27 protein-coding genes are annotated in these 25750 nt (G+C 59.4%); 13 read left to right on the forward strand and 14 right to left on the reverse strand.

The window, feature by feature from the left end; genetic code table 11:
* Positions 1-93: 93 nt before the first annotated feature.
* Positions 94-2415, forward strand: a complete 2322-nt coding sequence (locus F7R06_RS24545) for a response regulator (RefSeq protein ID WP_174552468.1) — start codon at positions 94-96, stop codon at positions 2413-2415.
* Here the strand turns inward: F7R06_RS24545 and F7R06_RS24550 are convergent.
* The 3 genes from F7R06_RS24550 to msrB form a co-directional block, all read right to left on the reverse strand.
* Positions 2399-2860 (reverse strand): MarR family winged helix-turn-helix transcriptional regulator, encoded by a 462-nt coding sequence (locus F7R06_RS24550; protein ID WP_090318114.1) that lies wholly within the window; start codon positions 2858-2860, stop codon positions 2399-2401. The genes F7R06_RS24545 and F7R06_RS24550 overlap by 17 nt on opposite strands.
* Positions 2857-3342 carry a glutathione peroxidase gene (locus tag F7R06_RS24555; RefSeq protein WP_090318111.1) on the reverse strand — a complete coding sequence of 162 codons (486 nt, stop codon included), beginning with the start codon at positions 3340-3342 and terminating at the stop codon, positions 2857-2859. The genes F7R06_RS24550 and F7R06_RS24555 overlap by 4 nt, the downstream gene beginning before the upstream one ends.
* A gap of 151 nt (positions 3343-3493) precedes the next feature.
* The gene (msrB, locus tag F7R06_RS24560) at positions 3494-3889 is read right to left on the reverse strand and encodes a peptide-methionine (R)-S-oxide reductase MsrB (RefSeq protein WP_090318109.1); all 396 of its coding nucleotides are present in this window, start codon (positions 3887-3889) and stop codon (positions 3494-3496) included.
* A 226-nt stretch (positions 3890-4115) separates the two neighbouring features.
* On the opposite strand from msrB, the gene F7R06_RS24565 reads away from it, so the two are divergent.
* Positions 4116-5327, forward strand: a complete 1212-nt coding sequence (locus F7R06_RS24565; protein ID WP_007983502.1) for a pyridoxal phosphate-dependent aminotransferase — start codon at positions 4116-4118, stop codon at positions 5325-5327.
* Between the two features lie 316 nt (positions 5328-5643).
* The gene (gene htpX, locus F7R06_RS24570; RefSeq protein ID WP_047527200.1) at positions 5644-6534 is read left to right on the forward strand and encodes a protease HtpX; all 891 of its coding nucleotides are present in this window, start codon (positions 5644-5646) and stop codon (positions 6532-6534) included.
* A gap of 100 nt (positions 6535-6634) precedes the next feature.
* On the opposite strand, the gene F7R06_RS24575 is transcribed toward htpX, so the two are convergent.
* Complete coding sequence (locus F7R06_RS24575; protein WP_090318106.1) at positions 6635-7291, reverse strand: thiopurine S-methyltransferase; 657 nt, start codon at positions 7289-7291, stop codon at positions 6635-6637.
* 103 nt (positions 7292-7394) lie between these two features.
* Here F7R06_RS24575 and F7R06_RS24580 point away from each other — a divergent pair, with 103 nt between their 5' ends.
* Positions 7395-8162 (forward strand): DODA-type extradiol aromatic ring-opening family dioxygenase, encoded by a 768-nt coding sequence (locus tag F7R06_RS24580; protein ID WP_090318102.1) that lies wholly within the window; start codon positions 7395-7397, stop codon positions 8160-8162.
* A gap of 109 nt (positions 8163-8271) precedes the next feature.
* On the opposite strand, the gene F7R06_RS24585 is transcribed toward F7R06_RS24580, so the two are convergent.
* Positions 8272-9945 carry a DEAD/DEAH box helicase gene (locus tag F7R06_RS24585; RefSeq protein ID WP_090318099.1) on the reverse strand — a complete coding sequence of 558 codons (1674 nt, stop codon included), beginning with the start codon at positions 9943-9945 and terminating at the stop codon, positions 8272-8274.
* Between the two features lie 419 nt (positions 9946-10364).
* On the opposite strand from F7R06_RS24585, the gene F7R06_RS24595 reads away from it, so the two are divergent.
* Complete coding sequence (locus F7R06_RS24595) at positions 10365-11156, forward strand: crotonase/enoyl-CoA hydratase family protein (protein WP_090318096.1); 792 nt, start codon at positions 10365-10367, stop codon at positions 11154-11156.
* A 66-nt stretch (positions 11157-11222) separates the two neighbouring features.
* Here F7R06_RS24595 and F7R06_RS24600 read toward each other — a convergent pair whose 3' ends face one another.
* Positions 11223-11978: a spermidine synthase gene (locus tag F7R06_RS24600; protein ID WP_090318093.1), complete on the reverse strand. Its 756-nt coding sequence runs from the start codon at positions 11976-11978 to the stop codon at positions 11223-11225.
* A gap of 150 nt (positions 11979-12128) precedes the next feature.
* Here F7R06_RS24600 and F7R06_RS24605 point away from each other — a divergent pair, with 150 nt between their 5' ends.
* Positions 12129-13475, forward strand: a complete 1347-nt coding sequence (locus tag F7R06_RS24605) for a class II 3-deoxy-7-phosphoheptulonate synthase (protein ID WP_090318089.1) — start codon at positions 12129-12131, stop codon at positions 13473-13475.
* A gap of 112 nt (positions 13476-13587) precedes the next feature.
* Here F7R06_RS24605 and F7R06_RS24610 read toward each other — a convergent pair whose 3' ends face one another.
* Positions 13588-14817 (reverse strand): winged helix-turn-helix domain-containing protein, encoded by a 1230-nt coding sequence (locus tag F7R06_RS24610; RefSeq protein WP_090318086.1) that lies wholly within the window; start codon positions 14815-14817, stop codon positions 13588-13590.
* A 64-nt stretch (positions 14818-14881) separates the two neighbouring features.
* Positions 14882-15097: a DUF1127 domain-containing protein gene (locus F7R06_RS24615; protein ID WP_090318083.1), complete on the reverse strand. Its 216-nt coding sequence runs from the start codon at positions 15095-15097 to the stop codon at positions 14882-14884.
* Between the two features lie 96 nt (positions 15098-15193).
* On the opposite strand from F7R06_RS24615, the gene F7R06_RS24620 reads away from it, so the two are divergent.
* Complete coding sequence (locus tag F7R06_RS24620) at positions 15194-16048, forward strand: LysR substrate-binding domain-containing protein (protein ID WP_090318082.1); 855 nt, start codon at positions 15194-15196, stop codon at positions 16046-16048.
* On the opposite strand, the gene F7R06_RS24625 is transcribed toward F7R06_RS24620, so the two are convergent.
* The gene (locus tag F7R06_RS24625; RefSeq protein WP_090318081.1) at positions 16038-16787 is read right to left on the reverse strand and encodes a sulfite exporter TauE/SafE family protein; all 750 of its coding nucleotides are present in this window, start codon (positions 16785-16787) and stop codon (positions 16038-16040) included. The genes F7R06_RS24620 and F7R06_RS24625 overlap by 11 nt on opposite strands.
* A 111-nt stretch (positions 16788-16898) precedes the next feature.
* On the opposite strand from F7R06_RS24625, the gene F7R06_RS24630 reads away from it, so the two are divergent.
* The 4 genes from F7R06_RS24630 (at position 16899) to F7R06_RS24645 (ending at position 20216) form a co-directional block, all read left to right on the forward strand.
* A complete protein-coding gene (locus tag F7R06_RS24630; protein WP_090318079.1) occupies positions 16899-17855 on the forward strand; it encodes a LysR family transcriptional regulator in 957 nt (318 codons plus the stop codon).
* A 68-nt stretch (positions 17856-17923) separates the two neighbouring features.
* Positions 17924-18388: a MarR family winged helix-turn-helix transcriptional regulator gene (locus F7R06_RS24635; protein WP_090318078.1), complete on the forward strand. Its 465-nt coding sequence runs from the start codon at positions 17924-17926 to the stop codon at positions 18386-18388.
* Positions 18389-18751: 363 nt separating this feature from the next.
* Entirely contained in the window at positions 18752-19171 is a 420-nt protein-coding gene (locus F7R06_RS24640; RefSeq protein WP_076027979.1) for an organic hydroperoxide resistance protein, read from the forward strand.
* A 34-nt stretch (positions 19172-19205) separates the two neighbouring features.
* Positions 19206-20216 (forward strand): alpha/beta hydrolase, encoded by a 1011-nt coding sequence (locus F7R06_RS24645; protein WP_090318076.1) that lies wholly within the window; start codon positions 19206-19208, stop codon positions 20214-20216.
* Between the two features lie 154 nt (positions 20217-20370).
* Here the strand turns inward: F7R06_RS24645 and efp are convergent, their stop codons facing one another.
* Both efp and earP read right to left on the reverse strand, forming a co-directional pair.
* Positions 20371-20940 (reverse strand): elongation factor P, encoded by a 570-nt coding sequence (gene efp, locus F7R06_RS24655; RefSeq protein WP_008057003.1) that lies wholly within the window; start codon positions 20938-20940, stop codon positions 20371-20373.
* A gap of 48 nt (positions 20941-20988) precedes the next feature.
* Positions 20989-22131, reverse strand: a complete 1143-nt coding sequence (gene earP, locus F7R06_RS24660) for an elongation factor P maturation arginine rhamnosyltransferase EarP (protein WP_090318073.1) — start codon at positions 22129-22131, stop codon at positions 20989-20991.
* 123 nt (positions 22132-22254) lie between these two features.
* On the opposite strand from earP, the gene F7R06_RS24665 reads away from it, so the two are divergent.
* Positions 22255-22662 (forward strand): hypothetical protein, encoded by a 408-nt coding sequence (locus F7R06_RS24665; RefSeq protein WP_090318071.1) that lies wholly within the window; start codon positions 22255-22257, stop codon positions 22660-22662.
* A gap of 2 nt (positions 22663-22664) precedes the next feature.
* Positions 22665-23147 carry a GreA/GreB family elongation factor gene (locus F7R06_RS24670; RefSeq protein WP_090318069.1) on the forward strand — a complete coding sequence of 161 codons (483 nt, stop codon included), beginning with the start codon at positions 22665-22667 and terminating at the stop codon, positions 23145-23147.
* A 6-nt stretch (positions 23148-23153) separates the two neighbouring features.
* Here F7R06_RS24670 and cysB read toward each other — a convergent pair whose 3' ends face one another.
* The 3 genes from cysB to F7R06_RS24685 all read right to left on the reverse strand — a co-directional run bounded on the left by cysB (position 23154) and on the right by F7R06_RS24685 (position 25750).
* Positions 23154-24128, reverse strand: coding sequence for an HTH-type transcriptional regulator CysB (gene cysB, locus F7R06_RS24675; protein WP_007899921.1), 975 nt, complete (start codon positions 24126-24128; stop codon positions 23154-23156).
* Positions 24129-24245: 117 nt separating this feature from the next.
* Positions 24246-24749 carry a universal stress protein gene (locus F7R06_RS24680; RefSeq protein WP_090318066.1) on the reverse strand — a complete coding sequence of 168 codons (504 nt, stop codon included), beginning with the start codon at positions 24747-24749 and terminating at the stop codon, positions 24246-24248.
* A gap of 95 nt (positions 24750-24844) precedes the next feature.
* A complete protein-coding gene (locus tag F7R06_RS24685; protein WP_090318062.1) occupies positions 24845-25750 on the reverse strand; it encodes a 5'-nucleotidase in 906 nt (301 codons plus the stop codon).

The following is a 25750-nucleotide window of genomic DNA, read 5'->3' on the forward strand; positions in this document are numbered from 1 at the left end:
CCCCTTGTGCAAAGGGCTCGCGAGCACATCGGTATCCATGCATGATCGGCTATGCTTGAGCAGCGAAGGGAAATGGAAGTGGTTCAACACCCCATGGATATCAAGTTCACCAACCGCCTGTCTTACAAGCAGGCGCGCGTTACCGTGCTGGTCGGTTTAATCCTGGGCATGCTGCTCAGCCTGCTACAGATTGGCATCGATTATGCCAGTGAAGACGCTTCCATCAACCGGGAAATACAGTCTTTACTGCAAATCAGCCACAACCCTGCCTCACGTATCGCTTACAACATCGACGCCGAACTTGCCCAGGAACTGACCCTGGGCCTGCTGCGCTCGCCTGCGATCATCGGCGCGAAACTGGTCGACAACAATGGCAATGTGCTGGCGGACGTCAAACGCCCGGGCCTGCAAAGTGGCTATCGCCTGCTGAGCGACTTCCTGTTCGGTGCCGACCGCCAGTTCGAAGATCGCTTGTACCTGGATCACTTGCCGAACGAATCCCTCGGCACTTTGCGACTGGATGTCGATACCTACTCCTTCGGCTACCGCTTCCTGCGTCGAGCCGAAGTGACCCTGCTCAACGGTTTCGCCCGCAGCCTGATCCTGACGGGTATTTTGCTGGCGCTGTTCTACGTGATGCTGACCAAACCCTTGGTGCGCCTCATTCGCGAACTCAGCGGCCGCGACTCTCGCAGCATGGAGTCGAGTTCACTGGAATGCCCGGCGGGGCACGCCGCCGATGAAATCGGAGTGCTGGTAAAAGTGGCCAATCAGCAATTCGAGAACGTCGAGACTGAAATCCAGCAGCGGCGCAACGCCGAAAATCGCCTGACCGACTATCTCGGTCAACTGGAAAACATCGTTTCGGCCCGCACCGCGGAACTCAAGGCGATCAACGCCCGGCTCAGCCAATCCAACCAGGAACTGGAAACCGCTCGCAGCACAGCCCTGGACATGGCTGAAGCACGCTCGGTGTTCCTGGCCAACATGAGTCATGAAATTCGCACTCCCCTTAATGGCCTGCTGGGGATGATCGCGCTGTCCCTCGACGGCCCGCTCAATCCAGAGCAGCAGCAACAACTGTCCATCGCCCACGACTCGGGCAAAGTGCTGGTGGAATTGCTCAACGATATTTTGGATCTGTCGAAGTTCGATGCCGGCCAGCTCGAGCTCGAACACATCCCGTTCGACCTCGGCTCGTTGATCGAAGACACCGCCAACCTGCTGTCACAGAACGCTGCGCCGAGTGTCGAATTGACGTGCCTGATCGATCCGCACTTTCCGGCGCTGGTCCTCGGCGATCCGACCCGAGTCCGGCAAATCGTCAGCAACCTGCTGTCCAATGCCCTCAAATTCACCCGGTTCGGACGGGTCGATGTGCGCCTGTCGACCTTCGGCGACGGCGTCCGAATCGAGGTCTGTGACACGGGCATAGGCATCCCGCAGGACGCCCAGGTGAAAATTTTCCAGCCCTTCACCCAGGCCGGTGCTGGCATTACCCGGCAGTTCGGCGGCACCGGATTGGGGTTGGCCCTGACCTACAACCTCTGCGAAGCCATGCAGGGGCGCCTCACCATCAGCTCCGAAGCGGGTTTCGGCAGCCAGTTCTGCGCGGAACTGCCGCTACCCCGACACACCCGGGCACTGGCTGCGCCTTCGCTGCAAGGCAAAATTATCGCGATCACCGCAGCCAGCAGCGGGTTGGCGGAATTGCTCGGCAACTTGTTGCCAGGCTGGGGACTTGAGTATCTACAGCTCTCCATCGATGACCCACTGATCGGTCTGGCACCCGACGTGCTGATTACCGATTGCCCCGAATGCCTGTTCAGCCTGCGCCCTACCTTCACCGCGCCGATTCTGCTGGTGACCGCTTACGGCAGCTTCATGCCCGGCGAACAGGTCAGCGCCCTCGCCCCGCTGCAGCAACAGGCACGCCCCTTGGCACGCAACGCGCTGTACCAGACCTTGCGACGCATCCTGCAACCGGATGGCGGCCCGCTCAGCGACACCCGGATCGACATTCACTCACCGCAGCGACGTGGACGGGTGCTGCTGGTGGAGGACAATCCGGTCAACCAACTGGTGGCCAAAGGCATGCTCGGGAAACTCGGCTGCGATGTCACTGTCGCTGCGCACGGTGCGGAGGCGCTGGATCAGCTGGAATTCAAGGAGTTCGATCTGGTGCTGATGGACTGCAACATGCCGGTGATGGATGGCTATGAGGCCAGCCGGCAAATCCGCCGTAGCGGGCGCTGGCCACAGTTGCCCATCGTCGCCCTGACCGCCAACGCCATGTCCGAAGAACGCGAACGATGCCGTGCAGCGGGCATGAACGACTACCTGGCCAAACCCTTTCGCCGGGAAGAGCTGGCCGCTCTGCTGGACGTGTGGATTCCCGTTATGACAGCGCCTTGATTTGCCCCAACAGGTGATCGAGGCCATCGCGCAGCTCATTCAGACGATCCAGATCCACACCGCTGTCGCAGAGCAGGCGAGCCTTCAATGGCCCGACCTGATTGCGCAACGCCAGGCCGGAAGGCGACAGGCTCAGGTGCACCTCACGCTCATCGCGCGCCGAGCGCTGCCGCTGGACCAGTTGCAACTGCTCCAGACGCTTGAGCAGCGGCGTGAGCGTGCCGGAATCCAGGGCCAGGCGCTCACCCAGCGCCTTGACCGTTGGTTGCTCGGGAGCTGTCTCCTGCCATTCCCACAACACCAGCATCGCCAGGTACTGCGGATAGGTCAGACCCAACTGATCGAGCATCGGCTTGTAGGCGCGAATGACCGCGCGGGAAGCGGCGTACAGCTTGAAGCAGAGCTGGCTGTCGAGATTCAGCGAATCGACTGACAAGCTGTTCATTTAAGCAAGGCTTCTATCTCGCGGCTCAGGTCCTGCGGCTTGGTCGCCGGGGCGAAACGCTTGACCAACTGGCCGTCCTTGCCAATCAGGAACTTGGTGAAATTCCACTTGATACCCTGGGAGCCGAGCACACCCGGTGCACGCTTTTTCAATTGCACAAACAGGGGGTGGGCGCTGGCGCCATTGACATCGATTTTCTTGAACAGCGGGAAACTGACACCGTAGTTCAACTCGCAAAACTCGGAAATCGCCCCTTCGTTGCCCGGCTCCTGCTTGCCAAACTGATTGCAGGGAAAGCCCAGCACGACCAGGCCTTGATCCTTATAGGTCTGCCACAGCTCTTCAAGACCTTTGTACTGCGGGGTGAAACCGCATTTGCTGGCGGTGTTGACAACTAACACGGCTTTACCGACGAAATCCGCCAGGGTCTTTTGCTCGCCCTTGATGGTGGTGCAAGGGATGCTTAGCAGGTTGTCGCTCATGTTTTGAGGTTCCGGATAAAAGGATGAGATCACAAAATAGCGAGCAATTGAATTGTGTGCAATTTAATTAATCAAAAGTCGCAAAAGTAGCGGACCGAAATTTGTAGGAGCTGGCAAGCCCGCTCCTACCACGGCATTACCACGCATCGGGTCAGGCGCGGGGGACCAGATCCAGGCACACGGAGTTAATGCAGTAACGCAGGCCGGTTGGCGGCGGTCCATCTGGAAATACGTGCCCCAGGTGCGCATCGCATTTGGCGCAAACCACCTCCGTGCGGATCATGCCGTGGCTGACATCGCGAATCTCGATCATGGCGCTGTCAGCGATCGGTTCGTAGAAACTTGGCCAGCCGCAACCGGAATCAAACTTGGTCCTTGAGTCGAACAGCGGTTCGTTGCAGCAGATGCAGTGGTAGACACCGTCGGTTTTGGTGTCGTTGTACTTGCCGGAGAACGGGCGCTCGGTGCCCTTGAGCCGGCATACGTTGTACTGCTCCGGATCGAGCATGGCTTTCCATTCTTCCAGGGTTTTTTCCAACTTTTCCATCGTCACACCTCAGCGGCTGAAAAAGCCCGATCTGTACCTTTTCCACGGATCGGGCGGCACGTATGATTGCGCCTCGTCAAACGCCAGTCTGGCAGCCAGACCACGCGCATTCAAACGGATTTATGGGTGCTGCCTCTCAAGGCGTCAGACCTGTGTGATTACGCAGGATTCCCAGTACGGTTGTTCATTCGCCGCCTGGATCGTTCATTTTCGGGAACACATCGCCATGCAGGTCAGCAAATCGAACAAGCTCGCCAACGTCTGCTACGACATTCGCGGCCCAGTGCTCAAGCACGCCAAACGCCTGGAAGAGGAAGGCCATCGCATCCTCAAGCTGAACATCGGCAACCCGGCGCCCTTTGGTTTCGAAGCACCGGACGAAATCCTCCAGGACGTGATCCGCAACCTGCCGACCGCCCAGGGCTACAGTGACTCCAAAGGCCTGTTCAGTGCGCGCAAGGCCGTCATGCAGTACTACCAACAGAAGCAGGTGGAAGGTGTCGGCATTGAAGACATCTACCTGGGCAACGGCGTTTCCGAGCTGATCGTGATGTCGATGCAGGCCCTGCTCAACAATGGCGACGAAGTGCTGGTCCCGGCGCCGGATTACCCGTTGTGGACCGCCGCAGTCAGTCTGTCGGGCGGCAACCCGGTGCACTATCTGTGTGACGAGCAGGCCAACTGGTGGCCGGACCTGGCAGATATCAAGGCCAAGATCACCCCGAACACCAAGGCGCTGGTGATCATCAACCCGAACAACCCCACCGGTGCGGTGTACTCGAAAGAAGTGTTGCTGGGCATGCTGGAACTGGCCCGCCAGCATAATCTGGTGGTGTTCTCCGACGAGATCTACGACAAGATCCTGTACGACGATGCCGTGCACATTTGCACGGCATCCCTGGCGCCAGACTTGCTGTGCCTGACCTTCAACGGTCTGTCCAAGTCCTATCGGGTCGCTGGATTCCGTTCCGGCTGGATCGCCATTTCCGGCCCCAAACACCATGCCCAGAGCTACATCGAAGGCATCGACATGCTGGCCAACATGCGCCTGTGCGCCAACGTGCCGAGCCAGCATGCGATCCAGACCGCACTGGGCGGATATCAGAGCATCAACGATCTGGTGTTGCCGCCAGGACGGCTGCTGGAGCAGCGCAACCGTACCTGGGAATTGCTCAACGACATCCCAGGGGTCAGCTGTGTCAAGCCGATGGGCGCGCTGTATGCGTTCCCGCGCATCGATCCGAAAGTCTGCCCGATCCACAACGACGAGAAGTTCGTCCTCGACCTGCTGCTCTCCGAGAAGCTACTGGTGGTGCAAGGCACGGCCTTCAACTGGCCATGGCCAGACCATTTCCGGGTCGTGACCCTGCCGCGTGTCGATGACCTGGACATGGCCATCGGCCGCATTGGCAACTTCCTCAAGTCCTATCGCCAATGAGCGGATTTTCACCGTGCGACACCTTCAGCGGTCGCACGGTGATTCATTCAGCAACACATGTATGTGCCCCGCCGCCCACCGAAGCCTCAATTCATCATCTATACCCACTTACCGGTCCGTGACTAACAACGTCGGGGCCTGCGACATCCAATGCCTTACAAACCCTTCCTGCTGGACCATCGGAAATGCCCTGCAAGCAGCTAAGCTTTTGCCGTAGGACACAGTTTGAAATAGTCACCTGGTTGAATACCCCGGTGCAGCACCTTATATACCCCGCAGTACGCTACATCTTTAGCAAAAGGAGATTTCTACAACCATGATGCGCATCCTGCTGTTTTTGGCCACTAACCTGGCGGTCGTGCTGATTGCGAGCATCACCCTGAGCCTTTTCGGCTTCAACGGGTTCATGGCGGCCAACGGGGTTGACCTCAACCTCAATCAGCTGCTGATTTTCTGTGCGGTCTTTGGTTTCGCCGGTTCCCTGTTCTCGCTGTTCATCTCCAAGTGGATGGCGAAGATGAGCACCAGCACCCAGATCATTACCCAGCCACGCACCCGTCACGAGCAATGGCTGCTGCAAACCGTCGAGCAATTGTCCCGCGAAGCCGGGATCAAGATGCCTGAAGTCGGGATTTTCCCAGCCTACGAAGCGAACGCATTCGCCACCGGCTGGAACAAGAACGACGCGCTGGTCGCAGTGAGCCAGGGTCTGCTCGAGCGCTTCTCACCCGATGAAGTGAAAGCCGTACTGGCCCACGAAATCGGCCACGTGGCCAATGGCGACATGGTCACGCTGGCATTGATCCAGGGCGTGGTGAACACCTTCGTGATGTTCTTCGCACGGATCATCGGTAACTTTGTCGACAAGGTGATTTTCAAGAACGAAGAAGGCCAGGGCATTGCCTACTACGTGGCGACCATTTTCGCTGAACTGGTCCTGGGTATCCTGGCCAGCGCCATCGTCATGTGGTTCTCGCGCAAACGCGAATTCCGCGCTGACGAAGCCGGTGCACAACTGGCCGGCACGGCTGCGATGATCGGCGCCCTGCAACGCCTGCGTGCGGAACAGGGACTGCCGGTGCACATGCCTGACACCCTGAACGCGTTCGGCATCAACGGTGGCATCAAACAGGGCTTTGCCCGCATGTTCATGAGCCACCCGCCGCTGGAAGAGCGTATCGATGCGCTGGCTCGTCGCCGGGGCTGAGAGACTCCCTGATAAACAAGAAGGCCCGCAGTGATGCGGGCCTTTTTTTGCTAGCTTGAACAAGGACTGCTCGCAAAGTAGCTACAGCAGTCGCTAAAAATTACCGGGTGGACACCCGATACACCCGCTCTTCAAGTCGCGTAACGCCTGCCTCCAGAAACTTCCCGCTCTCGCTCAGCACGTCCTGATCTTCCAGGATTTTTAGCGACCATGCCTGGCCAAACAATCGCTGCACTTCGTCATCCAGCACGGCAAACGGTGGGCCGTCCATTTGAGCCTGGTCATAATCGAGCGTGATCAAAAGCCCATGGCAATCCTTGGGCAGGATCCGCTTCAAATGCGTGGCATATTGCTCGCGCATCGAAGGCGGCAGCGCAATCAATGCGGCCCGGTCATATAACGCAGCGCAATCAGCCACATCGCCGGCTGTCAGCTCGAAGAAGTCACCACACCAAAGCTCAATGGAGCCTGCGCGATAAACCTTGAACGGCCCCTGCTCGCTGACGACAGGATCAAAGTGATGCTCGCTGAAAAAGTCCTCGATGGCTTTTTCCGACAGCTCAACGCCCAGAACCTCGTGCCCCTGATGAGCGAGCCACAACACATCCAGACTCTTCCCACACAAGGGCACCAGAACGCGACTACCCTCTTCCAGGCCCAACGCCGGCCAGAACCGCTGCAGATAAGGATTCACTTCCAGCAGATGAAAGCCGATCTGATTCGACGCCCATCGCTTGTGCCAAAACTCCGGCTGCATAAATAACCCCGAAAATTCGATCAAAACACCCTAAAACTTATATTAGATTTAGATCAATGATCTGATTGAAGATGGTGCCATCTTAACCCTCAGGAGCTCGTTCATGTTCCCCAGCCTGTACATATCCCATGGTTCTCCCATGCTAGCCCTGGAACCTGGCGCCAGCGGGCCCGCCCTGGCTCGCCTGGCGGCAGAGATGCCGAAACCCAAAGCCATCGTGATTGTATCTGCGCACTGGGAGAGCAATGAACTGTTGGTCAGCGGTAATCCACGACCTGACACCTGGCATGACTTCGGCGGCTTCCCCAAAGCCTTGTTTGATGTTCAGTACTCAGCACCCGGCAATCCACAACTGGCTGCCGAGGTCGTCGAACTGTTGAAGGCCAGCAACCTCCCCGCTCGCATCGACCCTGACCGGCCTTTCGATCACGGTGTCTGGGTACCCCTGTCACTGATGTATCCACTGGCGGATATCCCGATCGTGCAGGTTTCCCTGCCCACCCGTGGCGGCCCAGCCCTGCTGACCCGCGTCGGCCATGCCCTGAGCAGCCTGCGTGCGCAAGGCGTGTTACTGATCGGTTCAGGCAGCATCACCCATAACCTGCGGGAACTGGACTGGCATGCCGGTCCCGAGAGTGTCGAGCCGTGGGCGCTGGCATTCCGTGACTGGATGATCGAAAAACTTGCGGCCAACGATGAAGCGGCCCTGCACGATTATCGACAACAAGCACCGAATGCCGTGCGCAACCATCCCAGCGACGAACACTTGCTGCCGCTGTACTTTGCCCGCAGTGCCGGCGGTCAGTTCAGTGTCGTCCACCAAGGATTCACCATGGGCGCACTGGGCATGGACATCTATCGTTTCGGTTGATCCGCCAGGCCGATTCGTACCGGTCAAGCCAGGCACAAATCAGCAGGAAAAAAAAATCCCCGAACCAGTCGGGGATTTTTTATGTGCGATCAATCAGCCCGAAAGCGGATCAATCTTCGCGGTAGCGACGCAACTTCAACTGCTTACCGGCAACGCGAGTGTCCTTCAGCTTGGTCAGCAGACGCTCCAGACCATCTTCCGGCAGCTCAACGAGGCTGAAGCTGTCACGAACCTGGATGCGACCGATGGCTTCACGAGCCAGACCACCTTCATTGAGGATGGCGCCCAGCAGGTTCTTGGCAGCGATGCCATCACGCGCGCCCAGCGCGGTACGGCAACGAGCACGGCCTTCGGCCAGAGGGATTGGTGCGCGACGCTCGCGGTCACCACGCTCAGGACGATCACCGGAACGCTCTGGACGATCGCCACGTGGTGCGTTGTTCGGCACCAGTGGACGCTCTTTCTCGATAGCGGCCAGGTTCAGCGCTTGACCGTTGGTCGCCTTGCGCAGCAGGGCTGCGGCCAAGGCACGCGGGCTGCAACCGATATCGGCAGTCAGGCGATCCAGCAGATCACCATGGGTCGATTCAGCTTCAGCCACCAGCGGCGAAAGGCTGTTGGTCAGTTTCTTGATGCGCGCGTCCAGAACGGCTTGAGCGTCCGGCAGACGAACTTCGGCAACTTTCTGACCGGTTACACGCTCGATGACCTGCAGCATGCGGCGCTCACGTGGAGTCACCAGCAACAGCGCGCGACCTTCGCGACCGGCACGGCCGGTACGGCCGATACGGTGAACGTAGGACTCCGGGTCGTACGGCATGTCAACGTTGAACACGTGAGTGATGCGCGGAACGTCCAGGCCACGAGCAGCAACGTCGGTCGCCACAACGATGTCCAGACGGCCATCCTTGAGGGAGTCGATCACACGCTCACGCTGGTTCTGGGCAATGTCACCGTTGAGCGCAGCGGCTTTGTAGCCTTTGGCTTCCAGGGCGCTGGCCAGGTCCAGGGTCGCTTGCTTGGTACGCACGAACATGATCAGCGCATCGAAATCTTCCACTTCCAGCAAGCTGAGAACGGCTGAAGTCTTCTGGTCAGCGTGAACCAACAGGTGAGCCTGTTCGATCGCGGTAACGGTCTGGGTCTTGCTCTGAATCTTCACGTGCTTCGGATCGCGCAGGTGGCGCTCAGCGATGGCACGGATCGATTGTGGCAAGGTGGCCGAGAACAATACGGTCTGACGGGTTTCCGGCATGGCCTTGAAGATAACTTCCAGGTCGTCCATGAAGCCCAGCTTGAGCATTTCGTCGGCTTCGTCGAGAACCAGGTGGTTAACGGTGGCCAGTACTTTTTCGTCGCGACGCAGGTGGTCGCACAGACGGCCCGGAGTGGCGACAACGATCTGTGCGCCATTACGGATTGCTTTCAGTTGTGGGCCCATCGGCGCGCCGCCGTAGACAGCCACAACAGTTACGCCCGGCATTTGCTTGGCGTAGGTTTCGAAAGCGGTTGCAACTTGTAGCGCCAACTCACGAGTTGGGGCCAGGATCAGAGCTTGCGGCTCGCGCTTGGACGGATCAATGCGGTGCAGGATAGGCAGGGCAAAGGCAGCGGTTTTACCGGTACCGGTTTGCGCCTGACCAATCATATCGTGACCGGCGAGAATGATCGGAATCGACTGCTGCTGAATGGCCGAAGGCTCTTCATAGCCGGTAGCGACTACTGCAGCGACAATATTGGGATGAAGTTCAAGAGCGGCGAAGCCGCCGATTTCCTGGGTCATGGGTCTGCCTCTAAGTGCATCCGCAAAGACCCATGCTCCAAAGCTGCGCATGCCGTGTTGAGACTCAAGAGTCGCCCTGGCAGCTTTGTCGGCGGGGATTTGCGAAAACGAATGAATGAAAAGAATCGTCAAGGAGAGTCCGCGATGCGGACGTGCAGCCGAAGCTGACTTCGGGGAATTGCTCTACCTAAACGCGGCCCGGCTAAAGGCCGGCGCGCACTATACCGGAATTTGCTGAAAAAGGGAGCTTTTTTTATCGCAAAACTCCCGCGCACGGCGTTCTGTCACAGGCTTTGCGGATAATCTGACAAGCGTCTATTTTTCAAAGGCCCGGCCCTGCGGGCGATGGCGCTAAAACGGTTCATCTTGAACAGTCAGACCGTCGGTCCGACTGCCCTTCCCGCCCGAGGAAATGCACCATGAAAGAGCTCAACACCAGCCGCGTGAGCCGTGAAAAGCGTGGTCATGTCCTGATGATCGGCCTGGATCGGGTCGCCAAACGCAACGCCTTCGATCTCGACCTGCTCAACGAATTGAGCCTGGCTTACGGCGAGTTCGAGGCAGACAGCGAAGCACGGGTGGCGGTGGTCTTCGGCCATGGCGAGCATTTCACCGCCGGGCTGGACCTGGTCAACGCCAGCGCCGCGCTGACCGAAGGCTGGCAGACACCCCCCGGTGGCTGCGATCCGTGGGGGGTGTTCGCCGGACCGAGGGTCAACAAACCGGTGATTGTCGCCGCGCAAGGCTACTGCCTGACGATCGGCATCGAGTTGATGCTGGCCGCCGATATCAACCTGTGCGCCAGCAACACCCGTTTTGCGCAAATGGAAGTGCAACGCGGCATATTTCCCTTCGGAGGTGCCACCCTGCGCCTGCATCAAGTCGCAGGCTGGGGTAACGCGATGCGCTGGATGCTGACCGGGGACGAATTCGATGCCCATGATGCCTTGCATCTTGGGTTGGTACAGGAAGTCATGGCCAGCGAGGATTTGCTGCCCCGGGCAATCGAGCTGGCCGAGCGAATTGCCCGGCAGGCGCCGCTTGGGGTTCAGGCAACGTTGATGTCTGCCCGGCAGGCGCGTTATGAGGGGGAAACGGCGGCCGCGCAAGGGTTGCCGGCGCTGGTGAAGAAGCTGATGAGCAGCGAGGATGCCCGGGAAGGTGTTTTGTCGCTGGTGGAGCGACGGCCCGGAGTCTTCAAAGGCGTGTGAAATGTGTGTTGGCTTCCATGGCCTCATCGCGGGCAATCCCGCGATGAAGTCCGGTCGAGCAATAAATCAGGTCGCCGGCCGAATCGCCTTGATCAACGACTGCAACGAGTACCCCAACCGCGGCGCCAGCCCTTCGGCCCGGGCGATCAGGCCGTCCATGTCCAGGTGCTGATCCAGGTCCGAAGGCACGATCAGAATCACGTTGCCCTCCTTTACCGGCAACTCCCAGTAATGCCGATGATAAAGCCCGCGCAACAACGCAGCGCCCAATGGCTTGCCATCATCGGTGGCCCACTGATTGATCACCAGCCATCCGCCAGGATTCAGGCGTTTCTGGCAGTTTTCCAGGAAAGACCAGGCCAGGTGCCCGACGCCGGGACCGACATCGGTATACAGGTCGACAAAAATCAGGTCCGCCGGCTCGGCAGTGTCGAGCAGCTCAAGCGCGTCACCCACACGGATGTACAGGCGCGGATCGTCATCCAGCCCGAGGTATTCGATGGCCAGACGCGGCACGTCAGGGCGCAACTCGATGGCTTCGACATCCTCCAGCGGCAGGAACTTGAGGCACGCCTGGGTCAGCGTCCCGGCACCGAGGCCGAGAAACAGTGCGCTTTCCGGCTGCTCGTGGCACAGCGCACCGATCAGCATCGCCCGGGTGTAGTCATACTCGAGCCAGCTCGGATCGGCCGTGAAGACGCAGCTTTGTTCGATGGCATCACCGAATTCGAGAAAGCGGTAATCGGCCACTTCCAACACGCGAATCACGCCAAATTCGTCCTGCACCTCGGCGAGCAGATGCTCGACGCGCTCCTCAGTCATTTCGTCTCCTGATCGTCACCGGGCCCGGCAACGCAATAACACCGCGAACAGGGCGCGGCAAAGGCGCGATTGTCCGCGAAGCGACGGGAACAGGTCACGCACTAATTGCTGATAACATGGATGTCCGAGCGTAAAACATTAGAGACCGCGATGAGCCAACCCTGGAGCCCTGACAGCTGGCGCGCCCTGCCGATCCAGCAACAACCCCAATACCCCGACGCGGCGCATTTGCTGCAAGTCGAGCAAACCCTGGCCAGCTACCCGCCACTGGTGTTTGCCGGTGAAGCCCGGGAGTTGCGCCGTCAGTTTGCCGAGGTGACCCAGGGCCGGGCTTTTCTGTTGCAGGGCGGCGACTGCGCCGAAAGCTTTGCCGAGTTCTCCGCGGCGAAAATCCGCGACACCTTCAAGGTGCTCCTGCAAATGGCGATTGTCATGACCTTTGCCGCCGGCTGCCCGGTGGTCAAGGTCGGGCGCATGGCCGGACAGTTCGCCAAGCCACGCTCGGCCAACGACGAAACCATCGACGGCGTGACCCTGCCGGCCTATCGGGGTGACATCGTCAACGGTATCGGTTTCGACGAAAAGAGCCGCGTGCCAGACCCGGAGCGCCTGCTGCAGTCCTACCACCAGTCCACCGCCACCCTGAACCTGCTGCGCGCCTTTGCCCAGGGCGGGTTTGCCGATCTGCATCAGGTACACAAGTGGAACCTGGACTTCATCGCCAACTCGGCCCTGGCGGAAAAATACAGCCACCTGGCCGACCGCATCGATGAAACCCTGGCCTTCATGCGCGCCTGCGGCATGGACAGTTCGCCGCAACTGCGCGAGACCAGTTTCTTCACCGCTCACGAGGCGCTGTTGCTGAACTACGAAGAAGCCTTCGTTCGTCGCGACAGCCTGACCAACGACTATTACGACTGCTCGGCGCACATGCTGTGGATCGGCGACCGCACCCGTCAGCTCGATGGCGCCCACGTCGAATTCCTGCGCGGGGTGAACAACCCGATCGGGGTCAAGGTCGGCCCGAGCATGAACCCTGAAGACCTGATTCGCCTGATCGACGTGCTCAATCCGGACAACGATCCGGGCCGCTTGAACCTGATTGCGCGCATGGGCGCGAACAAGGTCGGCGATCACTTGCCGCAGCTCATCCGCGCCGTACAGCGTGAAGGCAAGCAAGTGCTGTGGAGTTGCGACCCGATGCACGGCAACACCATCAAGGCCAGCAGCGGCTACAAGACCCGTGACTTCGCGCAGATTCTTGGCGAAGTGAAGCAGTTCTTCCAGGTTCACGAAGCCGAAGGCAGTTACGCCGGCGGCATTCACATCGAGATGACCGGGCAGAACGTTACCGAATGCATCGGGGGTGCGCGGCCGATTACCGAAGACGGTTTGTCTGATCGTTACCACACCCATTGCGATCCACGGATGAATGCCGACCAGTCACTGGAGTTGGCGTTTTTGATTGCCGAGACCCTGAAGCAGGTTCGACGCTAACTCGCATCGCCCCCATCGCTGGCAAGCCAGCTCCCACAGGATTTACGTCGTTGGGCAATAATGTGCACGACGCAACATCTGTGGGAGCTGGCTTGCCAGCGATGCCCTCAGATCAATCACCGCAAATGCTGGCCAATGCCACCCGCAACCTGTCCGCACTCGCCCGCGGGCAATTCAACTGAACCTGTGCCAACCCCAGCCAATCCGCCATCTGCCGCAGATTGGCCGCCAAGGCGAGCATCCCTTCGTCATCCAACCCTGGCTCTTCTAAATGCACGGCGTGCACTGCCAATCGACCAGCCGCCCGCTCGGCGCGCAAATCGACCCGTGCGGCAATCCGCTCGTTGTGCAGGAAGGGCAAGACGTAATAGCCGTAGACCCGCTTGTCCTGCGGCGTATAAATCTCCAGCCGATAGCGAAAGTCGAACAGGCGTTCAGTGCGGCTGCGTTCCCAGATCAGTGAATCGAAAGGTGAAAGCAAGGCGCTGGCCTCGACCTTGCGTGGCACCTTGGGCTCCGGCAAGCAATAGGCCAGCTGGCGCCAACCCTCGACCTCGCAGGTGAGCAGTTCGCCGGCCTCGACCAACTCCGCCAGACGTGGGCGGCTGTCAGCGGGATTCAGGCGAAAGTAGTCGCGCAGATCCTTTTCCGTGCCGACGCCCAACGCTGTCGTGGCATGCAACAGCAGTCCGCGCTGGGCTTGCGCCTCATCAACCCGTGGCTGCGCAAGAATCGCCGAGGGGATCACCCGCTCCGGCAAATCATAAAGCCGTTCGAACCCGCGCCGGCCGGCCACGGTCACTTCACCGGCGGCGAACAACCATTCCAGCGCATGCTTTTCCGCACTCCAGTCCCACCACGGCCCGGCCCGCTCCTGGCGGGTCGACAGACTGCCGGCCCCCAGCGCGCCCTGCGCCTCGACGGAGGCCAGCACCCGGCGAATGACGTCCTGCTGCTCACGACCAAAACGCGCCAGTTGTTGATAAATGTCTTCGCCACGACTCGCACGCTGCATGCGCCAGCCCATCAACGGGTACATCGACAAGGGCAGTAAAGAGGCCTCGTGCCCCCAGTATTCGAACAGCGTTCGGCGTCGGCCCTGACTCCAGGCGGCCTGGTCGAGCACGTCGCAAGGGTAGTTTCCAAGGCGGGAAAACAGCGGAAGGTAGTGCGAACGCACCAAGGCATTGACCGAGTCGATTTGCAGAATGCCCAGCCGTTCGATCAGACGGTTGACCTGAAGCGGCTTGATCGTCGCTGGCGACTGCCGCCCGTTGAACCCTTGGGCGGCCAGCGCCAGACGCCGAGCCTGTTTGAGGGTAAAGGACAACGTTGCGGGCATGGGCATCTCCTTGTCTGCTCGCAACCTACCTCACCGGTAAGTGGTTTGTGTAGCGTGGCACTCATCATTTATGCATCGGGTCGTTCCAGAATGGCTTGACCGACTCGAACTCGACATCCGCCCGACTCATGCCGATGTCTTTCAGCGCTTCATCACTCAGGCTCGCCAGCAGTTCGCGCTCCTTGTGCAGTTCGTACCAGCGACTGAACTTGTGCAGCAGATCGGATACCAGGTGGATCGAGTGTTTTTCTACCGCTGGATATTCATGTTGACCTTTCATCTTGTTGCCCTCCGTTTTGGATGACTCCAGTCTCGCGCCGGGACTAAGATCAATCCAACGAATGTTTCTGATGTCACATATCTCGGAGATTGATGAATGTCCGCCTACCCGAGCATCGACACCGAAGTGCTGCGCACCTTCGTGGCCATCGCCGATCAAGGCGGCTTTACCCGTGCGGGAGAATTGGTCAACCGCACCCAGTCGGCCGTAAGCATGCAGATGAAGCGGCTGGAAGAAGATGTGTTGCAGCGTCAGCTGTTCCAACGCGACGGCCGACAGGTTCGGCTGACAGCGGAAGGCCAGGTTTTGCTCGGGTATGCCCGGCGCATCCTCAAGCTGCACAGCGAAGTCTTCAACACCTTGCGCGAACCGCATATGGTCGGCACGGTACGGATCGGTACTCCGGACGATTATGTGATGCGTTTTCTACCGGGGATTCTGCGCCGGTTTGCCCAGTCCTATCCGCTGATCCAGATCGAAGTGCACTGCGAGTCGTCCAAGCAATTGCTGATGCGCCAGGACCTCGACCTGTCCATCGTGACCCGCGAGCCAGGCAGCGAAATAGGCCAGCTACTGCGCAAGGAACGCTTCGTCTGGGCCGAAGCCCAGTGTTTCAGTGCCCACGAACAAACTCCGTTGCCGCTGGCGATGTTCAACAGTGACTGCTTCTGCCGCTTGTGGGCCTGCAATGCCCTCGATGCCATGGGCCGCGATTATCGCGTGGCGTACAACAGCGACAGCTTGTCGGCGATCATGGCGGTGGTCAGCGCCGGCCTGGCGGTGACCGCGCAACTGGAAAGCCTGATCACGGCGGACATGCGCATCCTCGGTGAGGCCGAAGACCTGCCGGTCTTGCCCGAGGCCAGCATCATGCTGGTGCGCAACCTGCACAACCCGTCACCGATCACCGAATGCCTGGCCGACCACATCGTCGAAGGCTTCAAACTTTAAAGGCGAGCATCACCGCGCAGCACACCAGGAAGCCGCAGAACAATCCACGCAGCAACCGCTCGGGCATGGCGTGGGCGATTCTCACCCCCCAACTGATGCTCATCAGGCCACCGATCGCCAGCGGCACTCCAATCATCCAGTGCACTTGATGGTGTACGGCATAGGTGACCAGCGTGACACCCGTGCTGGGCAGTGCCAGCGCCAGCGACAAGCCCTGCGCCACCACTTGAGTCGTGCCAAACAGACTGGTCAATACCGGCGTCGCCACGACCGCCCCACCTACGCCAAACAACCCGCCCATGGTCCCCGACGCCGCGCCGAGCACACCCAGCCAGGGCCATGAATAATTCATCTGCGCCGAGGCCGGCGCGCTGGCGGTGAACATGCGCACCAAGTTGTAGGCCGACAGGGCAACAAGAAACGCGACGAAGCCAATCCGCATGATTTGCGCATCAACGCCCACGGCCCAAATCGAACCGATCCAGGCGAAACAGAACCCCATCGAAGCCAGCGGCAACGCGTGGCGTAACTCGATGCGGTTGCGTTGGTGGTAACGCCACAATGCCAGCATCACATTCGGCACGACCATCACCAACGCCGTCCCTTGGGCAATCTGCTGATCCAGACCGCAAAACACACCCAGCAAGGGAATGGCAATCAAGCCTCCGCCGATACCGAAAATTCCGCCAAGGGTTCCCAGTGCTGCGCCGAAGACCAGATACATCAGAAACTCAATCACAGCAGTTTTTCCCTTTAGGTGAAGCGGTTCATCCTACGCAGTTGGGTCTGGCTCGGAAACGCACAGCAACGCACAATGGCTATGCCAACTTCGCACAGGCATTGACCACACATGAATCCCAATCAATTGACCGATCAACTGGGCCTGTTCCTGGACGTGCTGGAAACCGGCAGCTTTTCTGCGGCATCCCGCCGGCATCCGCTTACGCCTTCGGCGGTGGCCCGGCGCATCGATAGCCTGGAAAGCGCCGTCGGCAGTCAGTTGTTCATCAGGAGTACCCACGCGGTGCGCGCCACGCCGGCCGGCATGGCCTTTGCCGAGCGTGCGCGACGGATCGTCGCCGAGTTGCGCCTGGCCAGGGCGGAAGCCGTCTCCCTCAGCAGTGCGCCGGAAGGTTTGATCCGGGTCGATGCGCCGGCCGCGTTCGGTCGCCGGCATCTGGCGCCGGTGATCGCCGATTTCTTGATGCTTTACCCCGGCCTCGATGTGCAATTGCACCTGATTGACAGTTTTGTCGACATGCAGGGCTTGAACCTTGGCAAGGTCGATCTGGTCCTGCGCGCCGGGCTGATGGCCGACACCCGGCTGGTGGCCACGCCGCTGGCGAGCATGATGCGCATCGCCTGCGCCAGTCCCGACTATTTGCAGCGCCGGGGCGTACCCACCGATCCGACTCAGTTGATTGACCATGACGGCCTCGATTGGGATGGCTTGGCTCCCCCCTTCGCGTGGCGTTTCGAGCGAGACGGTCAAATGCAATTGCACCGCCCTACGCGGGTGCGCATGAGCGCCAACAATGCCGAGGCGCTGGTCTGCGGTGCATTGGCCGGACTGGGTATTGCGCATTTGCCTACCTGGCTGGCCAGTGAATACCTGCTGCGCGGTGAACTGTTGCCATTGTTCTGCGAGAACGGCCTGCCGAAACCCGAGAGCTCCGGGATCTATGCCTTGCGCCTGGAACAACAACCCAATTCCCGCAGCCGCTTGCTGCTGGAGTACCTGAAAAGCCGTTTCAGCCCGATCCCGCCTTGGGATCAGGTGCTGCAAACCCACTTGGGGCGCCACTAGTCGAGAATTGTCTGGCGCATTAAAGATTCGCCCGCTAGATTCTGAAGATCACTGATCAAGGCTTTGACATGACCACCGAGCGCGACACCCCGGATACCTGCGACGACCTGCTGCTGGACAATCAGGCCTGCTTCGCCCTGCACTCCACTTCGCTGATGATGACCAAGGTCTACAAGCCTTTGCTCCAGGCGTTGGGCCTGACCTATCCGCAGTACCTGGCGATGATGGTGCTGTGGGAACGGGACGGTTTGACCGTAGGCGAAATCAGCGCACGCTTGCTGACCGATCCTGGCTCGCTCACGCCACTGCTCAAACGCCTGGAGACTGAAGGTCTGCTCAGTCGCACTCGCAGCCGTGAAGATGAGCGCGTGGTGATCGTCGAACTCACCGCCAAGGGCCGCGCCTTGCGCGACAAAGCCCGTGACATTCCCCAATGCATTCTCGGCGCGAGCGGCATGACGCTGGAGCGCTTGCAAAAACTGCAGGCGGAGCTGCAAGCGCTGCGTCATCACCTGCAAGAAAGCCTGATTTAAAAGCACCTTCACCTGCCTGTGGAAACCTGAATCCTGTGGGAGCCGGGCTTGCCCGCGATGGCGGTATGTCAGCGCCATTGATGTCGACTGACAGGACGCTATCGCGGGCGAGCCCCGCTCCCACAAGAATCGCCTGGGTATCTGAAATCTCGGCCACAAATTTTTTTTTGCGACTCGTCTTTCCCCTCCCGCGCCTCTAAATCGAGCCTTCCAGCCAATTCGGTCGCATCGACGCGATCTCTGAATAGGTTTTTTTTAAAAATTTATATTGCGCACAAAATATTTGCGCGATACATTCATTTCGTACTTACTTAGCGCGCAAACATTTAGCGCAAACAAACCAATCCGAACGAGGCTTTCACCATGCAAACTCTCTACACCGCAATCGCAACTTCCACCGGTGGCCGTGACGGTCGTGCGGTTTCCAGCGACAACATCCTCGACGTCAAACTCGCCACCCCGAAAGAACTCGGCGGTGCCGGCGGCGCAGCAACCAACCCTGAGCAACTGTTTGCAGCCGGCTACTCCGCCTGCTTCATCGGCGCACTGAAATTCGTCGCCAGCCAGACCAAACGCAAAATCCCGGATGACGCATCGATCACCGCCCATGTCGGTATCGGCCAGATCCCTGGCGGCTTCGGTCTGGACATCGACCTGCACATCAGCCTGCCGGGCCTTGAACAAGCCGACGCGCAATCCCTGGTCGACGCGGCCCATCAGGTCTGCCCGTACTCCAACGCCACCCGCGGCAACATCGATGTGCGTCTTCACGTCACCGTCTAACCGCTGATTGCCCAGGCCCGAACAGGAAATGAACATGAACACTTTCAGCAAAGTCTTGAGCGGCACCCTTCTCGCCTTTTCCATCCAGAGCGCATTTGCCGGCGACGTTGAACACAACACCCAGGCATTCCTCGATGTGCTCAATGCCGGCACTGGCAAACCGATGGAGCAAATGACACCTGCCGAAGCACGCGCCGTACTGGTGGGTGCGCAGGCCGGGGTGAAGCTGACGCTGCCAAAAGCCGATGTCAGCCAGAAGACCATTCAAGTCGACGGCCAGCCGCTGAGCCTGACCATCGTCCGGCCGGCCGGGGTCAAGGGCGAATTGCCGGTGTTCATGTTCTTCCACGGCGGTGGCTGGGTACTGGGAGACTTCCCGACCCACGAACGACTGGTGCGTGACCTGGTTGTCGGTTCGGGTGCGGCGGCGGTGTTCGTCAACTACACCCCGTCACCGGAAGCGCATTATCCGGTGGCGATCAACCAGGCTTACGCCGCAACCCAGTGGGTGGCCGAGCACGGCAAAGAGATCAACGTCGACGGCAAACGCCTGGCTGTGGCCGGCAACAGCGTCGGCGGCAACATGGCGGCCGTGGTCGCGCTGATGGCCAAAGACAAGGGAACGCCGGCGATCAGGTTCCAGGTGCTGCTGTGGCCGGTGACCGACGCCAACTTCGAGACGGGTTCTTACAACCAGTTCGCCGAAGGGCACTTCCTCAGCAAAAACATGATGAAGTGGTTCTGGGACAACTACACCACCGACGCGAATCAACGTAACGAGATCTACGCCTCGCCGCTGCGGGCCACCCCTGCGCAACTCAAGGGCCTGCCACCCGCCCTGGTGCAGACGGCCAGCGCCGATGTCCTGCGCGATGAAGGTGAAGCCTATGCGCGCAAACTCGACGAAGCCGGCGTGCCGGTGACCTCGGTTCGCTACAACGGCATGATCCACGACTACGGTTTGCTGAACGTGGTGAGTCAGGTGCCGGCGGTGCGTTCGGCGATGCTGCAGGCTTCGCAAGAACTCAAAGCGCACCTGAAATAAAAAACCAGTGGGGAGCCTGCTCGCGATAGCGGAGTGTCAGTTGACTTCGATGCTCAGGGATCCGACGCCATCGCGAGCAGGCTCGCTCCCACAAGGGTGCAGACACAAAAAAGCCCGACTCAATGGTCGGGCTTTTTCATTCCTGAAGCTGTGCTTATTTGGCACGGCCTTTGTAGGAACCGCCTTCGCGGGTATCGATCTCGATCATGTCGCCGATTTCGATGAAGTCAGCAACCGACAGCTCGGTACCGTTCTTCAGTTTGGCAGGCTTCATCACCTTGCCGGAAGTGTCACCGCGAGCGGAACCTTCGGTGTAGTCAACCTGACGCACGATGGTGGTCGGCAGCTCTACGGAAACCAGACGGCCTTCGAAGAACACGGCTTCGCAAACGTCGGTCATGCCTTCTTCGATGAACGGCAGTACGCTTTCGATGTCTTCAGCGTTCAGCTCGTACATGGTGTAGTCGGTGGTGTCCATGAACGTGTAGGAGTCGCCGCTGATGAAGGACAGGGTCGCTTCTTTGCGGTCGAGGATCACGTCGTCCAGTTTGTCGTCGGCGCTGTAGACGGTCTCGGTCTTGTAACCGGTCAACAGGTTTTTCAGCTTGGTCTTCATGATCGCGCTGTTACGACCGGACTTGGTGAATTCAGCTTTCTGAACCAGCCAAGGATCGTTGTCGATACGGATCACGGTACCGGGTTTGAGTTCTTTACCAGTTTTCATTGCGAATATCCGAATTTGGATGGGATTTACAAAAATCTAGGCCGCGTATCATATCCAATTTAGGTAAAACTGTACCAGCGCCGTGGCAAGATCAGCCTGCAAGGCTTGTTCCAGACACCACGCCTGGGCGTGTTTTTCCAGCTCTGGCCAGTGTTTGCGGGTCGATCGCCAGTGATCGGTCATTTTCTCACCGGCATTCCAGGCCCGCCAGAGACCGCTGATCGCCTCGCCAGCCGGTCCGGAAAGGCCCTTCACATAGAGCGCAAGGAAGGCTTCCAGCTTGTCCAGATGGATATCCTCGTCCTGCTGATAGATGTGCCAGAGCATCGGCCGCCCCGCCCATTGGGCACGGACGAAAGAATCTTCGCCGCGCACCGCATTGAAATTGCAGCTCCACAGCAACAGGTCATATTGGTCCTGTCGGACGAACGGCAGCACTTGCACGGTCAAGGCATCGCGCACATGCACGGCGCCCGCCGCCAGCCCCTCCACCCCGAGCCAACGCTCGACATCGCCAAGAATCCGCCCTTCCGGTACCAACAGGTGAGTGGGTGTCGCGTCACCCGCCATGGCATCCAGCCAACTGGCCAGCCCGGTATTTTCGTAGGCAAACAACGAAATCAACTGAGCGCCTGGCGCACGATCGACTCCCAGGCCTTGAAGGAACAGTCGTTGCGCTTCGGGATCTTGTTGAAATTGCTGACGCCGCTCCAGCAAACCCCTCTCACGCAGCAAGCCACCGGTGCCCTGGTTGAACCCCGGGAAGAAAAAGAACTTCTGCACCTGCTTGTATTTCACCGACGGCAAGCCATGGCAGCTGACGACCCAATCCTCGGCACTCAGATAGTCGAGGTTCATCCACAGCGGTGGTTTTTCCCGTTCGGCCATGGCCTCCATGTAAGCACCTGGCAATTGGCAGGCGAACGCGGCGATGACCACATCGGCGGCCTCAGTGGGTTGCCAGTCCGCCATCCACTGCCGCACCTCGACACCTTGCTGCCATTGCTGCGACGCGTGGATGTCGATTTGCGGGCAGAGGCGCTCGAAGGCGCGCAGATCATCGACCCACAAACGCACCGCCAGCGAATGCTCGGTGACCAGTTGTCGGGCCAGGCGCCAGGTCACACCGATGTCGCCGAAGTTGTCGACCACGGTGCAAAAAATATCCCAGCGGGTTTTCGTTTCAGGCATTCCAGGCTCCCGTTGGCAAAAGCGCCGATTGTCCGCATAAATTACCCCGCGCAGAAGGGCCGACGGCGATTAATCTTCATGCGACAATCGCCACTCGCCCGCGCCCATCGCCAGGAGGCAGCCATGCCCTACCGTCCCAACCCGCGCCGCCCGTTGACCATTCAGCTCAACACCTTACAACTGAGCGGCAGCATCGCCCTCGGTTTGTGGCTGGGGTTCATCGCCATCGCGCTGACCTGCTGGCTCGCATCACACTTTTTGTTCAAAGAGCAATTGGCCCCCGTGGCCCAGGCGGTGCAGCAACTGGCCAACCCGCCCGTTACACAACCGGTGCCGGACATTCCTCCACAGAGCCCGCTGTTCGAACAATACGAAGAGAACCTGCGCAAGAACGAGCAGGCACAAAGGCTCGATCAGGCTCGCAGCAGCACTCGCAATCTGTCGAACCCCAAGTGCCAGTTCTGGCTACAACAGGACCACACCGCACCGAGCGAGAAAAGCCGCGCCAACGTTTTGCAATTCTGCGATTGACCATGAACAAACAAACCGTCCACCAGCTGATTCTCGACAAGTTGCGCGTTGATCTCGACATCGCCGAACGCGCCGCACAGACCGCTTACGAAACCGCGACCCACGAAGAAAACATCGCCGAAAACAAGTACGACACCTTGGGGCTGGAGGCGTCCTATCTGGCCGCTGGCCAGGCCAGGCGTGTCGAAGAAATCAGGCAATCGCTGGCGCTGTGCCAAAACCTGATACTGCGCCCTTATGACCAGCGGCGCGGTATTGAAGTCGGCGCGCTACTGGGCCTGGAGGACGAAAAGGGTCGCGAGCAATGGCTGTTTCTGGCACCTGATGCAGCAGGCCTGAAGGTCGATCTGGTGGGGCAACTGATTACCGTCATTACCCCGCGCTCACCGCTGGGCAAAAGCCTGCTGGGCAAATTCGAGGGCGATGAGGTGGAGATTCAGGTGGCGGGCGCTCGGCAACAGTTTGCTGTCACCGAGGTCGTATAAACAGGCTTAGTGGACCGGCAATTCGACGCCGTCGAACAGCTCTTCCAGCTCTTGCTTGTTGTGGCACTGGATGGCCTTGGCCATGACTTCGCGAGTCAGGTGCGGGGCGAATTTCTCGATGAAGTCGCACATGAAACCACGCAGGAAAGTGCCGCGACGGAAACCGATCTTGGTGATGCTGGATTCGAACAGCTCACTGGCATCGAGCACCACCAGGTCGCTGTCGAGTTTGGTGTCGACCGCCATTTTCGCCACGATGCCCACGCCCAGTCCAAGGCGGACATAGGTCTTGATCACGTCGGCGTCGGCTGCGGTGAACACCACTTTCGGCGTCAGGCCGCGATGACTGAACGCTTCGTCGAGCTTCGAACGGCCAGTGAAACCGAACACATAGGTCACGATCGGGTATTCGGCCAGCGCTTCGAGGGTCAGCTTCGACAGCTTGGTCAGCGGGTGACCCTGGGGCACGACCACACAGCGGTTCCAGCGATAGCACGGCATCATGACCAGATCGCCAAACAGCTCCAGCGCTTCAGTGGCGATGGCGAAATCCACGGTGCCATCGGCGGCCATTTCGGCGATCTGCATCGGCGAACCCTGATGCATGTGCAGGGCCACGTCAGGGTATTGCTTGATGAAATTGCTGATCACCGGCGGCAATGCATAACGCGCCTGGGTGTGGGTGGTGGCGATCGACAGGGTGCCTTTCTTCTCGTTGGAGAATTCCTGGGCGATCTGCTTGATGCTTTCCACCTTGCGCAGAATCTCGCCAGCGGTGGTGATAATGCGCTCGCCGGCCGGGGTGACACGGGTCAAATGCTTGCCGCTGCGGGCGAAGACCTCGACGCCCAGTTCGTCTTCCAGCAGTCGAATCTGTTTACTGATGCCCGGTTGCGAGGTGTAAAGGCTTTGGGCGGTAGCGGAAACGTTGAGGTCGTGGTGCGCCACTTCCCAGATGTAGCGCAGTTGTTGAAGCTTCATATGAATCCCTCAAAGCAAATAGACGCCACGGGCATCAGCGACGGTATATAACTATATTAATGGCTTGAAGAATAAATCTAGAACTTTTTTATCAAACTGCCACTATTCATTCGTGGTCTAGCGATCCCCTTGGCGACGACGCTGCACCAGCGGCACCAGATAGACCGGCACCTGCGCCAGTTGCAAGACCCGCGCGGCGGTGCGCCCCAAAGGCGTTTCCGCGCCAGCAACGTGGCTGTGACTACCTAGGATCAGCAAATCGACCGAGAGTTTCTGCGCCTGGTCCAGAATCACCTGTGACGGGTCGCCCTGCAGCACCCGCACCGCCCGAATCCGCTCCAGATCCTGAGCCCCCTCATCCCCCAATTCTTCACGAAAGCTGTCGAGCACCTGCCGTTCGATGTTGGCAATGACCGTGTTCAGGCCCTGACTGTGAAACTCGTTCAACGCCTGCTCGTCGAGATAACTCTGCAGCACCGATTCGGCAAACAGCCCCATGGGCTCAACCGCGTGCACCACGTAGAGGTCGGCATTGAATGTCCGTGCCAACGCCAGGGCATGCTGCATCACCAGTGGTGCGTAGAGGCCGAGGTCAGTGGCATACAGCATCGAATGAATCATATGACCTCCTCGAGTGCCAAGATGGCGGAGATTGATTCAGCTTAGCAGTGCCCAGCCGGGTACGACGCCCGGCGTAACATGTTGAACGGCGGGGTTTAAACCTTTTGCTCGTTGCTGATGCCGTGGGGCACATGCCCGGTGGCAACGACTTCGCGGGCCAGTTCGCAATGACCGGCCTGATCGTCGAAGAACACGTCAGCTGCAAAGGCTTCCAGAAAGGCCGACTTGGTGAGTCCTCCGAGGAACAGCGATTCATCCAGACGAATGTCCCACTCTCGCAATGTGCGGATCACCCGTTCATGGGCGGGTGCCGAGCGCGCCGTCACCAGGGCTGTGCGAATCGGACAGGCGTCGTCCGGGAACTCACGCTGCAATAAATTGAGGGCCGCGAGGAACCCCTTGAACGGCCCTCCGCGCAATGGCTCACGGGCGGCTTCGCGCTCGCTGGCCTGGAACGCTTCCAGACCACCGGCCTGATAGACGCGCTCCGATTCGTCGGAAAACAGCACCGCATCACCGTCAAAGGCGATGCGCAATTCATCGCTGGCCGCACGGCTGGCGCCTCCCGACAGAATGGTCGCCGCGGCGAAGCCTGCGTCCAGCGCGTTGCGCACGTCTTCGGCATGGGTCGACAGAAACAAATCGCAACCAAACGCCTTGAGGTATGGATAGGGGCTACGCCCCCCGACAAAGGCTGCGCGGGAAATCGCCAGGCCATAGTGATGGATCGAGTTGAACACCCGCAGGCCGGTGTCGGCACTGTTGCGCGACACCAGGATCACCTCGACCCGGGCGCGGCCGAGGCTGGTATTGAGATTGAGGAGTTTTTGCACCAACGGAAAGGCATCGCCCGGCTCGAGGATTTCGTCCTCATGTTCGATCTGGTATTGCCGGTAGGCCTCGACGCCACTCGACAGGTAGACCTTGTGGCTTTCACTCAAGTCGAACAACGCGCGCGAAGAAATCGCCAGTACCAGCTTGTCGTCAATTGCCTTTGGCAT

It is taken from the genome of Pseudomonas moorei, from assembly GCF_008801475.1.
Classification (GTDB): Bacteria; Pseudomonadota; Gammaproteobacteria; order Pseudomonadales; family Pseudomonadaceae; genus Aquipseudomonas; species Aquipseudomonas moorei.

What these genes read in the sequence shown, in the direction of transcription:
- F7R06_RS24545 (WP_174552468.1), top strand. Translation starts at nt 94, where the DNA reads ATGGATATCAAGTTCACCAACCGCCTGTCTTACAAGCAGGCGCGCGTT.
- F7R06_RS24550 (WP_090318114.1), bottom strand. Translation starts at nt 2,860, where the DNA reads ATGAACAGCTTGTCAGTCGATTCGCTGAATCTCGACAGCCAGCTCTGC.
- F7R06_RS24555 (WP_090318111.1), bottom strand. Translation starts at nt 3,342, where the DNA reads ATGAGCGACAACCTGCTAAGCATCCCTTGCACCACCATCAAGGGCGAG.
- msrB (WP_090318109.1), bottom strand. Translation starts at nt 3,889, where the DNA reads ATGGAAAAGTTGGAAAAAACCCTGGAAGAATGGAAAGCCATGCTCGAT.
- F7R06_RS24565 (WP_007983502.1), top strand. Translation starts at nt 4,116, where the DNA reads ATGCAGGTCAGCAAATCGAACAAGCTCGCCAACGTCTGCTACGACATT.
- htpX (WP_047527200.1), top strand. Translation starts at nt 5,644, where the DNA reads ATGATGCGCATCCTGCTGTTTTTGGCCACTAACCTGGCGGTCGTGCTG.
- F7R06_RS24575 (WP_090318106.1), bottom strand. Translation starts at nt 7,291, where the DNA reads ATGCAGCCGGAGTTTTGGCACAAGCGATGGGCGTCGAATCAGATCGGC.
- F7R06_RS24580 (WP_090318102.1), top strand. Translation starts at nt 7,395, where the DNA reads ATGTTCCCCAGCCTGTACATATCCCATGGTTCTCCCATGCTAGCCCTG.
- F7R06_RS24585 (WP_090318099.1), bottom strand. Translation starts at nt 9,945, where the DNA reads ATGACCCAGGAAATCGGCGGCTTCGCCGCTCTTGAACTTCATCCCAAT.
- F7R06_RS24595 (WP_090318096.1), top strand. Translation starts at nt 10,365, where the DNA reads ATGAAAGAGCTCAACACCAGCCGCGTGAGCCGTGAAAAGCGTGGTCAT.
- F7R06_RS24600 (WP_090318093.1), bottom strand. Translation starts at nt 11,978, where the DNA reads ATGACTGAGGAGCGCGTCGAGCATCTGCTCGCCGAGGTGCAGGACGAA.
- F7R06_RS24605 (WP_090318089.1), top strand. Translation starts at nt 12,129, where the DNA reads ATGAGCCAACCCTGGAGCCCTGACAGCTGGCGCGCCCTGCCGATCCAG.
- F7R06_RS24610 (WP_090318086.1), bottom strand. Translation starts at nt 14,817, where the DNA reads ATGCCCGCAACGTTGTCCTTTACCCTCAAACAGGCTCGGCGTCTGGCG.
- F7R06_RS24615 (WP_090318083.1), bottom strand. Translation starts at nt 15,097, where the DNA reads ATGAAAGGTCAACATGAATATCCAGCGGTAGAAAAACACTCGATCCAC.
- F7R06_RS24620 (WP_090318082.1), top strand. Translation starts at nt 15,194, where the DNA reads ATGTCCGCCTACCCGAGCATCGACACCGAAGTGCTGCGCACCTTCGTG.
- F7R06_RS24630 (WP_090318079.1), top strand. Translation starts at nt 16,899, where the DNA reads ATGAATCCCAATCAATTGACCGATCAACTGGGCCTGTTCCTGGACGTG.
- F7R06_RS24635 (WP_090318078.1), top strand. Translation starts at nt 17,924, where the DNA reads ATGACCACCGAGCGCGACACCCCGGATACCTGCGACGACCTGCTGCTG.
- F7R06_RS24640 (WP_076027979.1), top strand. Translation starts at nt 18,752, where the DNA reads ATGCAAACTCTCTACACCGCAATCGCAACTTCCACCGGTGGCCGTGAC.
- F7R06_RS24645 (WP_090318076.1), top strand. Translation starts at nt 19,206, where the DNA reads ATGAACACTTTCAGCAAAGTCTTGAGCGGCACCCTTCTCGCCTTTTCC.
- efp (WP_008057003.1), bottom strand. Translation starts at nt 20,940, where the DNA reads ATGAAAACTGGTAAAGAACTCAAACCCGGTACCGTGATCCGTATCGAC.
- earP (WP_090318073.1), bottom strand. Translation starts at nt 22,131, where the DNA reads ATGCCTGAAACGAAAACCCGCTGGGATATTTTTTGCACCGTGGTCGAC.
- F7R06_RS24665 (WP_090318071.1), top strand. Translation starts at nt 22,255, where the DNA reads ATGCCCTACCGTCCCAACCCGCGCCGCCCGTTGACCATTCAGCTCAAC.
- F7R06_RS24670 (WP_090318069.1), top strand. Translation starts at nt 22,665, where the DNA reads ATGAACAAACAAACCGTCCACCAGCTGATTCTCGACAAGTTGCGCGTT.
- cysB (WP_007899921.1), bottom strand. Translation starts at nt 24,128, where the DNA reads ATGAAGCTTCAACAACTGCGCTACATCTGGGAAGTGGCGCACCACGAC.
- F7R06_RS24680 (WP_090318066.1), bottom strand. Translation starts at nt 24,749, where the DNA reads ATGATTCATTCGATGCTGTATGCCACTGACCTCGGCCTCTACGCACCA.
- F7R06_RS24685 (WP_090318062.1), bottom strand. Translation starts at nt 25,750, where the DNA reads ATGCCAAAGGCAATTGACGACAAGCTGGTACTGGCGATTTCTTCGCGC.